A 10,755-nucleotide genomic window follows, 5' to 3' on the forward strand; every position below is an offset into this window, starting at 1 on the left:
CCCGTTACGGTGGCCTTGGTTTCGCGCCAGTCACCGCCATTGCTGAGGTATGGATAACAACGCGCCCCTGCCCGCCGGCGACGTGCCGCCCCCCCGCAATGATCGCTCGCGCATCCTGCGGGCGTTCAATGTCAGCCTGGCCGCCGTGCTGGTGCTGGTGGCCGTGTTCGCCCTGCAGGGCACGTTCGACTGGCGACCGTGGGCGGTCGCACCGCTGGAAGCCAAGGGCCTGCTCGGCCTGATCGGCGGCCCGATGCTGCATGCCTCGGTCGAGCATATCGCCGCCAACAGCATCGCCATCCTGATCCTCGGCACGCTGGCCGGCAGCGTGTATCCGAAGGCCACCGTACGCGCGCTGCCCCTGCTGTGGCTGGGTTCGGGCCTCGGCGCGTGGATGCTGGGCAATCCGGGCAGCGTGCACCTGGGCGCCAGTGGCGTGACCCACGGCCTGATGTTCCTGCTGGCCAGCCTCGGCCTGCTGCGCCGCGACCGTGCGGCGATCGCCACCGGTCTGATCGGCATGCTGTTCTACGGCGGCATGCTGATGACCATCCTGCCGCACGCCGATGGTGTGTCCTGGCAGTCGCACATGGGCGGCGCCTTCGCCGGCATCATCGCCGCGCTGCTGTTCCGCAACGCCGACCCACTGCCACCGCGCCAGCGCTACAGCTGGGAAGACGAAGAAGACGAGGCCGAGCCGCTGTCCGACGACGAGCTGGAGCCGCCGTCACCGCAGCGCGTGCCGGTACTGTGGCAGCCGCGCGAGGGCCAGGACTACGTGGTGATCCCGTTCCGCCGCCCGGACGAACCGCGCGGTTGAGGTGAGGGTGGTGCCGGCCGCTGGCCGGCAACCTCATGAATCGGTAGTGGCCGACCTTGGTCGGCGCGGTTGTTGTGTGCCAACCAAGGTTGGCACCGACCAAAGCACACCGGCCCCCGGGTAGCGCCGGGCCATGCCCGGCGCGTTGATCGCTCAGTTCCCCGCCACGCCCATGCCATCCACCGCTTGCCGGCCGAGCGCCGGGTCATCGGTGAAGAACGCATCGATGCCCGTCGCCAGGTAAGCCCGCATCTCGGCGATCGATCCCTCGGCATTGCGCGCGCTGTCGGCACCCTTCCGCAGGTTGCTGGGCTGGAAGTGGTTCTCCGGGCGGAAGGTGTACGGAATCACCATCAGGCCGGCCGCGTGCGCGTCATGCACCAACGAGGTCGGCGTACCCAGCGCGCCCTTGGCATCCAGCGGAATGATCGAGCGCAGCTCGGGGCCGATGCCATCGGCGTAGCCGGCGATGTCCTTCAGGCCGGCCGGGGTCATCATCTGTGCGTAGGTCAGCGTGCCGCCGGCCTTGGCGATGTCGGCCGGCTGGGTATCGCCCTTCCACAGCAGCTGCAGCAGGCGGATGTTGCTGCCCCGGCCGATCCTGCCGCGCAGGTAGCGCAGGTTGGCGGTCTCGAACGACTGGATGGTGACCGGCCCGACGTTGGTGTACGCGTTGCCACGCAGCGCGGTCAGCAGCTTGTCCTCCATCGGCAGGCCGATGGACTGGAAGTAGGTCGGGTGCTTGATCTCCGGCACCAGGCCGATGCCGCGGTTGGCGCGCCCGGCCTGCTGCACCAGGAAGGCCAGGATCTCGTCCAGGCTGGCGATGCGGAACTGGCCGTCGTAGGCGGTGCTGCGCAGTTCCGGCAGGCGCTCACGTGCGTACAGGGTCTTCAGCTCGGCCAGGGTGAAGTCTTCGGTGAACCAGCCGTCGACCTTCTGCCCGTCGATCACCTTGCTGGTGCGGCGGCTGGCGAACTCCGGATGCGAGGCGACGTCGGTGGTGCCACCGATCTCGTTCTCGTGGCGGGCCACCATCACCCCGTCCCTGGTCATCACCAGGTCCGGTTCGATGTAGTCGGCGCCATCGGCGATCGCCTGCGCGTACGACGCCAGGGTGTGCTCGGGCAGCAGTGCGCTTGCCCCGCGATGGCCGTAGACCGACACCTTGGGTGCGGCCGGGGTGGAGGATTCAGCACTCATGGCTACCGATGGTGCCACGGCCAGCGACAACAGCAACGCACAACCCCACGACTTCACTGCGACTTCCTCAAGCGGTATGTGATGGCTGTCAGTATGCGGCGGCAATGTGACAGGTGGGGGAAGGGGGGGAGCGGATGCCGGCAGGGGCTCCGATCTGACCGCCGCCACTCTTCAAACAATTCTGATTGAAGCGCTGTAAGGCCCGCGACTAGCCTCGAATGACCAAAAGCGGGTTGTCAGGGGCAGATCATGGAACAACCGATGTACATGCCGATCCTCAAATGGCGACAGGGTGAGTATCTCGCGGTGGGTCGTACCAACGAAGGAATCAAGGATGGGATCTATCCTCTGTTCGAGATCCCTATCGAGCAGTGGGACTTCGAGAACGATGCGCCGGCCAAGTCACTCGATGACCACCTGAAGAATGTGGGCAGACGTCTGAGCAGTAACTGGAAGTCGCGCCGCTGCCTGTTTGATTCGCCGTATCTTGCTGGGGACGACACCATGGCGGACGGCCAGCATCATCTGGAGCGGATCTTCGACCTCATTCGCACCGCGGGATGCGAGGCCATTCCCGTTACCGGCATTGACCGGCACGTCGACTACCAACAGGCGGTGGCACGCATTGTCGCACGCGATGATCGTGGCTGCGGATTGCGGCTCGTACCGGATGATCTTGAAGGAGGACGCCTTGCTCGGATCTCCGGGCTGCTGAGACTGTTGGGAGTGGTATCTGGTCAGGTGGATCTGATCCTCGACAGCTCGGCCGACGTCGCCGACTCACCCACGCTGCAGGCATCGACTTGGCAGGCATGGATTGCGGCGGTTCCGGATCTGGCCGACTGGAGATCAATCACCATCGTAGGAGGCAGTTTTCCTGCCAGTCTGAGTCCCTCTTCGAGCTATCGCCCACATGGCGATGTGAATCGCCGGGAATGGCGCGCGTACACGCGGCTAGCCGGCATGCATTCTGGACGGATGCCGTGGTTTGGTGACTATGGCTGCGCTTCCCCGCAGACGGAACTGATGGATCCGCGCCTGTTCGACCCCAACGCCAAGATCAAGTACACGATCGATGATCAGTGGCGGATTGTTGTGGGTACCCAGATCAAGCGCAATGGCCGCGACCAGTACCGTGATCTGTGCAGGCACCTGGTCTCCGATCTGCCGGTGGTCTTCATGGGGCGCGGCTACAGCTGGGGCGATGCGTACATCGAAGACTGCGCAAACAGTGTCACCAGTACCGGGGGAAGCTCGACCTGGCCAACGGTGGCGACCAACCACCATATGACTAAGGTTGTTCGCGACCTCGCCAGTCTGACCGGCGCTTCAACTGTTCCCTGACCAGCGCACGGATTTCCGCAAGACTGTAGAGCTCCGACAGTCGTTCGCATAGCGTTGCGCGGTTGCCGCGCAGCGCTGATCTTTCCGGCGTCCGCCCACCGATCAGAGCAGAAAGTTCATCGCGCCATAGGAGTGCTGCGACGGCCGTCGCGCTCACTGATGGATTGAGTTTTGCAGGCCGCACTAGTTCTAGCCTCACTGCGTTGCGCGCTCCACGTGATGCCAGCCTGACCCCCCACCAAGCAGGCAACGTCTCCAATGCATGGTCCAGGTGGCGCTGACCCACCACGATCGTCGCCTTGTCGAGGACATCGGAGTAGAACTGCTGCTGCAACGGGAGTCTCCGCAGCGTGTCGACATCACTCTTGATCTCGTAGCCGTGCAGGTGGCCATTGATGACACATACATCGACACGGCAGGCGCCGCGCGCAAGCCCCATTTCCTCCACCACAAGCGTGTTTGGATTTGCGACATGCTCAGCAATGACCTTGCCCAGCAGAGCTGATCGCACGTCACTGTCGGTAATCGGGTTCATGGCGGGATGATATCAAGGAGGTGTCGCGCACAGGTTTGAAACCCATTGCCGCCAGTCATGGGTAAGCTAGACGATCAGAGCGTCTTCGGGGATGTGACCCCGTGTTACTTGCCGATGCAGAAACTGGAGAAGATCCTCCCCAGCAGATCATCGGCACTCATCTGCCCGGTGATCTCGCCCAGTGCGTCATGGGCCAGCCGCAGTTCCTCGGCGGCCAGTTCCAGGTGCTCATTCGCCAGCTCGCCATCGGCGCGCTGCGCGTGTTCCTGCGCTCGCTCGATGGCATGCACATGGCGCGTGCGCGCGGAGAACTCGCCGTCCACCTGCTCCCCTGCCCCGGCCGAGGCAATCGAACGCAGGCGCGCATGCAGGTCGTCCAGCCCGGCGCCGGTGGCTGCCGAAACGAACACGCGGTCCGGGTCGTCCAGCGCCGGCAGCACACCGAGCAGGTCCGACTTGTTGTGGATGTAGATCTTGTGCGGCACCGCTGCCACGGCCTCGCCCAGCGCGGCTTCACCCGCCGCCGGATCGCGCGCGTCGAGCACGATCAGCGCCAGGTCGGTGCGCTCGATTTCCACGTGCGCGCGGCGCATGCCTTCGCGTTCGATGGCATCGCCACCGTCGCGCAGGCCGGCGGTGTCGACCAGGGTCAGCTCCAGGCCATCCAGGCGGATGGTCTCGCGCAGCGTGTCGCGGGTGGTGCCGGCGATGTCGGTAACGATGGCGCGCTCGCTGCCGGCCAGCGCATTGAGCAGTGAACTCTTGCCGGCGTTCGGCGGACCGATCAGCACCGCGTGCAGGCCATCGCGCAGGCGACGGCCGCGTTCGGCGTCGCGGCGCAGCAGGGCCAGATCACTGCGCGCCTGCTCCAGCCCACGCCGCACCTGCGCACCGCCGAGGGTATCCAGCGGTTCGTCGGCGAAGTCGATGGCTGCTTCCACGTGGATGCGCAACAGCACCAACTGCTCGACCACGGCGTCGATGCGCCGCGAGAACACACCATCCAGCGAACGTCGCGCGGCGCGTGCGGCGCGGTTGTCGCCGGCCGCGATCAGGTCGGCGATGGCCTCGGCCTGGGCCAGATCGAGCTTGCCGTTGAGGAACGCGCGTTCGCTGAACTCACCCGGCCGCGCCTGGCGCGCACCGAGCGCAATGCAGCGCGCGACCAGTTGCTGCAGCAGTACCGGGCTGCCGTGCCCCTGCAGTTCCACCACCTCTTCGCCTGTGAAGCTGTTCGGCGCCGGGAACCACAGCACGATGCCATCGTCGATGACGTCGCCATCGGCGTCGCGCAGGCGCGCATAGTGTGCATGGCGCGGGCGCAGTGCAGGCGCACCCAGCGCGCGGGCGATCGCCGCAGCGCGCGAACCGGACAGGCGCAGAAGGCCGACACCGCCAGCGCCCGGAGCGCTGGCGATGGCCACGATGGTGTCGGTACGGACCGCGTCGTTCATGGTTCAGAGTTTCTCCAGCTGCGCGCGTGCCTGCGCGGCACCACTGCCCTGCGGCTGCAGCGCCAGGTAGGTCGTGTAGGCCTGCTTCGCTTTGGCCTTGTCGCCGGCGTTGAAGTAGGCATCGCCCAGGTTGAGATAGGCCACCGCACGCGACGGATCGATCTTCAGCGTGTTCTCCAGCCAGCGTGCGGCTTCAGCGTAGCGCTGCTGACGGTAGTAGACGAAGCCGAGGTTGTTGGCGGCCTGGGCAAAGTCCGGACGCAGCTTCAGCGCTTCGGTGAACTGCGCGGCTGCCTCGTCGTACTGCTTCTCGCGGTACAGCTGCAGGCCACGGTCGTTGGCCTGCTGCGCGCGCTGGCGGTCGGACGCCGGTCCGGCGGAGGGCACTACCAGCTTGGCCTTGCCGCCCTGCAGGTCAGCCACCGTCACCGGTGCCTGGCTGCCCTTGGCCTCGCTGGCGGCCTCCACCTTGTTGTTCAGCGCGATCGCATCGGCGGTCAGCTGGCGCGTATCGGCATTGAGGAATTCCTGGCTGTCCGGCACCTGGAACACGAACTCGCCGCCCTGCGAACCGGGCAGGCTGCCGAAGGCCGGGGTCTGGTGCGAGACCGCCGATACGGCCGGCGCCACGTAGGCGGCCAGCTCGGTACCGGTGATCAGGCCGTCGCCGTTGAGGTCACCCTTGCCGGCCAGCGCCTGCAGCAGCACCCAGGTGAACACCGAGTGGCCGTTGGGGCCGGCATCGGCCACCTGCTGGTCGGCACCACCGGCGGTCAGCATCTGCCGCGCGCTGCGACGCGCGTTCTCGCGCAGGAACGACGACGACGACGGGCCGCCACGGGTCAGGCCCAGGCCGCTGTAGCAGGCATCCATCACGAACATCACATGCTTGGCCTGCATGCTTTCGGCGATGTTCTGGATGTCGGTCATCGCAATCGCGTCGGTGGCGAATTCCTTCGGATCCGAATCGACCGGGATGATGTAGCCGAGGTCGCGCCCGGAGGCGAGCTGGCGGGTCGCGCCGTGGCCAGCGAAGAATACGAACACGCGGTCGTTCTTCCCGGTGCGATCGTCAGCCAGGCGGTCGTGGAAGGCCGCGAGGATGTTGTTGCGCGTGGCCTGCTCGTTCTTCAGCACGATCACCTGCGAGGACGGGAAGCCGAACTGCCCGGTCAGGGTATCGGCCACCGCCTGCGCATCATGGCTGGCGTATTCCAGCTTCGGCCACTTGGCGTAGTTGTCGATGCCGACCACGATCGCCCACGACTTCTCGTAGCCGGTGGTGACGGTGGCGGCAGCGGCATCACCCTTGCGCGCACGGGCCACGGTGAAGTCGCGGCCGTTCCAGCCGGCAAACTGGTAACCCTCGGCGATCAGCCGGTCGAGGATCTGCGGCAGCGCCTTCACTGCGCGATCGTGGATGTCATGGAACAGGATGATGCCGCGCTGCTCCTTGTTCACCTGGTCGAGTACGCGCTGCACGATCGATTCCGGCACCGGGTCGGCCCAGTCCATCGAGTCGATGTTCCACATGATCGACTTCAGCCCGGCTTCGTTGAGCAGCTGCAGGCCTTCGGCATTGCGCGCGCCGTACGGGAAGCGGAACAGCGGCGCGCGCTTGCTGTCGACATCCTTCAGCAGCGTGTCGGTGTCCAGCACCTGCTGGCGCAGGGCGTCGCCGGTGGTGCGCGACAGCTGGGCGTGGGTCAGGCTGTGGTTGCCGACCGCATAGCCCTGTTCCATCAGGTTGCGGCTGATCTTCGCCATCGGGCCGAGGCTGACCTTGCCATCGGCCTCGACCTTGCCCAGGTTGCGGCCCACTTCGAAGAACACGCCCGGCACGTCGTAACGCTTGAGGATGGCCACCACTTCATCGGTGTAGGCCTTGTGCGGACCGTCGTCGAAGGTCAGCACCACGGTCTTGGCCGGCAGGTCTCGGCCGAAGATCTCGCGGTCACTGTCCTTCATCGACATCGGATACGGCTCGATCACCCCGTAGTCGCGCAGGATCGCTTCACGGCTGTAGTCCTTGTGCAGGTGGGCGATGTAGTCGTCCCACTTCTCGCGCTTCAGTTCGATGGCGCGGGTGCGCTCGAAGCGGCTGAAGATGCGGGTCAGTTCCTGGTTGTAGTTGCGCTCGATCTCATCGAGCGCTTCCAGATCCTCACCGATGCGCTGGTGCAGCTTCACCGCCGGCAGCGAGGAATCGGTGCCGACCCGCTCATGCAGGTCACGCAGCACTTCACGGAAGGCCAGGCGATCGGCGTCGAACAGTTCCGGCGCAGACTCGATGTAGTCCAGCACCGTGCCGAGAGTGGCAAAGCGCTGCGGGCTGGAACCGCGCAGCAGGGTGTCGAACTGCGCGGCGATGGTCGTGCGCTGTTCCAGGCCATCGTGGAACAGCTGCTGTCCCACACGCGTGGAGGTGCCGCGGTCGGCGGTCGACTGCTGCTCCTCGTCGGCCAGCAGCACGATGATCCGGCGGTAGCCATCGAGCTGCTTCTGCAGCGCCGCCAGCAACGGCGCAGCGGCAGGATCGGCGGCGGCCGCAGCCTGCGCGCTCGCCTGGGTGACGGTGGTCGCCGGCACCTTCGCGTCCTTGTCGCCGCAGCCGGCAACAACCAGGGTCAACAACAGCGAAGGCAGGAACAGTCGGAACGACGACGCACGCATGGCGGACTCGAAGATGGGAGGAACGGTGTGCAGGCGATTCTAACGCCGCATGCGAAAAGCCCGCCTTGCGGCGGGCTTCTGCTGGGGTCAGCCGGCCAGCGGCCGGCTCTACCGATTACTTCTTTTTGACCGGGGCCGGAGCGGTGGTGGCCGGGACCGGCTCGCCGCCATGGCGCTTGGTCATCCACCACTGCTGCAGCAGGCCCAGGCCGCCGTTGACCACCCAGTACAGGACCAGGCCGGACGGCATGAAGGCCATCATGACGCCGAACACCAGCGGCATGAACTGCATCATCTTCTGCTGCATCGGGTCCATGCCCGGTGCCGGGGTCAGCTTCTGGGTGAACCACATCACCGCCACGTTGATCACCGGCAGGATGAAGTACGGGTCGCGTGCAGTGAGGTCCTGGATCCAGCCGAACCAGGGCGCCTGGCGCAGTTCGACCGATTCCACCAGCACCCAGTACAGGGCGAAGAAGATCGGCATCTGGATGAGGATCGGCAGGCAGCCGCCCATCGGATTGATCTTTTCCTTCTTGTACAGCTCCATCATCGCGGTCTGGAACTTCTGGCGGTCATCGCCATAGCGTTCCTTCAGCTGCGCGATGCGCGGCTGGAAGCGACGCATCTTGGCACCGCTCTTGTACTGGGTCGCCGACAGCGGGTACAGCACCAGCTTCAGCAGCACCACCAGGCCGACGATCGCCCAGCCCCAGTTGCCGACCAGCTTGTGTACCTGGTTCAGCACCCAGAACAGGCCCTGGCCGATCACCGCCATCATCGAGAAGCGGCTGTAGTCGACCACGCGGTCCAGGCCCGGCACGTCTTCCTTGGCAATCAGGTTGACCAGCTTCGGGCCGACCCACAGGCGGGCTTCGGTGCTGGTGGACTGGCCCGGGGCCACGGTGAAGGCCGGGCCACGCGCTTCGATCAGGTCACGACCGGCCACCTGCGACAGTACGTAGTGTGCGGTCTGGTCCTTCTGCGGGATCCAGGCGGTGAAGAAGTGGTGCTGCAGCATCGCCAGCCAGCCGCCGGTGATGTTCTGGTTGAGCGTGCCGTCTTCCAGGTAGTCCTTGAACGCACGACGCTGGTACTTCTTGTCGTTGTCGTACCAGGTGGCACCGTTGAAGCTGAAGGAGTCCGGGTTGGTCATGCTCCGCGACAGGATGGTCGGGGTGCGGTCCAGGGTGCGGTAGACGTAGCCGTTCCACGGCGCGGCGCCGGCATTGCTGACTTCGTCCTTGAAGCGCACGGCGTACTCGTTGCGCGAGACAGTCAGGGTGCGCTTGATGGTCACGCCGTTGTCGGCAGTCCACACGAACGGGATCTGCAGCTCGTTCTGGCCCTTGGCCAGCACGAAGTCCTTGGTGTCACCGACCAGCTTGAAGCCGTCGGCGCCGGGAACCGGGGTGTTCTTGTCTTCGCTGGCCCAGCCACTGATCGCGCTGTACGGATGCGCGGGGTCTTCGGTCAGCAGGCGAACCGGCGGGCTGCCTTCGTCCTTGGTCTGCGGGAACTGCAGCAGCTCGGCGTCGAGCACGCGGCCACCATCAAGCACCAGGCGCAGCACGTCGGTGGTGACGGTCACGCGCTGGCTGGCCGGGGTGGCACTGGCCTGCGCCTGCACAGCGGCCTGGCCCGGGGCGCCCGGGACCTGTGCACTGGGAATGCTGCCCGAGGCAGCGCCCGGAACACTCTGTACGGCAGCCGGGGCCGACGTGGTCGTCGGTGGCGGGGTCGGAGCAGCCTTTTCACGGCTCCACTCCATCCACAGCAGCACGGCCACCATCAGCCAGGCAAAAATGAGGAATACGCGGGTCTGGTTCATCAGCGGACAGGCTCGGCGGGGCCGGGACGCGATGCCGGCTCGGTCAAAGAAGGAGTTGCGATGCCATCAGGCGGCGGCATTGTGCCGTCCACGCCCGGCGCGGGCAATGCACGCAGGCGACGCAGCAGGCGCAGGAAGGCCTGGCGGATCTCGTCGTTGCTGGCGGAACGCGCAGCACTACGGGCCACGACGACGAAGTCGCCTGGCTGGATATCGGTACGTGTCTGACGCAGGATGTCGCGCAGGACGCGCTTGATCCGGTTACGCCCAACGGCGTTCGGATCGACCTTGCGGGAAACCGCCAGACCCAGCCTGGCCGGCCGGTCAGCCGGCAGCCAGTGCAGGGTCATCAGCGGATCGGACACACGGCGGGCGCCGTTGAAGACCGTTGAGTATTCGGCACGCGTGCGAACCCGCGCAGAGCGAGGGAATCGCTTGCGCGGGTCTGCAGTATTCACTGTCGAAGGGATTGCGTCTGCCGCAGGGTGCGGCATGGCAATCAGGCGCTCAGGACTTTGCGGCCCTTGGCGCGGCGACGCGACAGGATCTTGCGGCCGTCAGCGGTCTTCATACGGGCACGGAAGCCGTGGTCGCGCTTACGCTTGAGGTTGCTGGGCTGGTAGGTGCGCTTCGTGGCCATTGGGGGCCTCTCGTATGAATGGGACGGAAAGAACCGGAAATTCTAGAGAGGTCTCCCCCCTCACGTCAACCCCTGGGGACTACGCGAATTCACCGGGCTGTGCAATAGCTGTGGATGTTTTTGTGAATAAGTAGGGGACAAGCATTCCGAAGGCGGGCGCTCGGTGGTAGTCTGAGCCATCCATTTCCCCCCTTTCCGGCCTGTGTTTGGGCGCCTTGTCGCGTCCATGCCCCGGCCACCGGACGATTATTGCTG

Annotated in this window: 9 protein-coding genes; 2 read left to right on the top strand and 7 right to left on the bottom strand. The window is 65.7% G+C overall.

Annotated features, from left to right (window positions below; all coding sequences use genetic code 11):
* Positions 1–49: 49 nt before the first annotated feature.
* A complete protein-coding gene (locus tag ACSYHF_RS20505; protein WP_005421226.1) occupies positions 50–820 on the top strand; it encodes a rhomboid family intramembrane serine protease in 771 nt (256 codons plus the stop codon).
* A 153-nt stretch (positions 821–973) separates the two neighbouring features.
* On the opposite strand, the gene ACSYHF_RS20510 is transcribed toward ACSYHF_RS20505, so the two are convergent.
* The gene (locus ACSYHF_RS20510; protein ID WP_032954742.1) at positions 974–2,080 is read right to left on the bottom strand and encodes a glycerophosphodiester phosphodiesterase; all 1,107 of its coding nucleotides are present in this window, start codon (positions 2,078–2,080) and stop codon (positions 974–976) included.
* Positions 2,081–2,284: 204 nt separating this feature from the next.
* Between ACSYHF_RS20510 and ACSYHF_RS20515 the strand changes: the two genes are divergently transcribed.
* On the top strand, positions 2,285–3,367 hold the full coding sequence (locus tag ACSYHF_RS20515) for a beta family protein (protein WP_005421222.1): 1,083 nt from the start codon (positions 2,285–2,287) through the stop codon (positions 3,365–3,367).
* Here ACSYHF_RS20515 and ACSYHF_RS20520 read toward each other — a convergent pair.
* The 6 genes from ACSYHF_RS20520 to rpmH all read right to left on the bottom strand — a co-directional run bounded on the left by ACSYHF_RS20520 (position 3,315) and on the right by rpmH (position 10,500).
* Positions 3,315–3,902: a sce7726 family protein gene (locus ACSYHF_RS20520; RefSeq protein ID WP_080104375.1), complete on the bottom strand. Its 588-nt coding sequence runs from the start codon at positions 3,900–3,902 to the stop codon at positions 3,315–3,317. The genes ACSYHF_RS20515 and ACSYHF_RS20520 overlap by 53 nt on opposite strands.
* Positions 3,903–4,006: 104 nt before the next feature.
* Positions 4,007–5,356: a tRNA uridine-5-carboxymethylaminomethyl(34) synthesis GTPase MnmE gene (gene mnmE / locus ACSYHF_RS20525; RefSeq protein WP_005421218.1), complete on the bottom strand. Its 1,350-nt coding sequence runs from the start codon at positions 5,354–5,356 to the stop codon at positions 4,007–4,009.
* Between the two features lie 3 nt (positions 5,357–5,359).
* A complete protein-coding gene (locus ACSYHF_RS20530) occupies positions 5,360–8,029 on the bottom strand; it encodes a polysaccharide deacetylase family protein (protein ID WP_005421216.1) in 2,670 nt (889 codons plus the stop codon).
* A 115-nt stretch (positions 8,030–8,144) separates the two neighbouring features.
* A complete protein-coding gene (gene yidC, locus ACSYHF_RS20535; RefSeq protein WP_005421214.1) occupies positions 8,145–9,860 on the bottom strand; it encodes a membrane protein insertase YidC in 1,716 nt (571 codons plus the stop codon).
* A complete protein-coding gene (gene rnpA, locus ACSYHF_RS20540; RefSeq protein WP_072168770.1) occupies positions 9,860–10,354 on the bottom strand; it encodes a ribonuclease P protein component in 495 nt (164 codons plus the stop codon). Before rnpA ends, yidC begins: the two co-directional genes overlap by 1 nt.
* Before the next feature lie 5 nt (positions 10,355–10,359).
* Entirely contained in the window at positions 10,360–10,500 is a 141-nt protein-coding gene (gene rpmH / locus ACSYHF_RS20545) for a 50S ribosomal protein L34 (protein WP_005411729.1), read from the bottom strand.
* Between the last annotated feature and the right edge of the window lie 255 nt (positions 10,501–10,755).

It is taken from the genome of Stenotrophomonas maltophilia group sp. P373 (genome assembly GCF_053295075.1).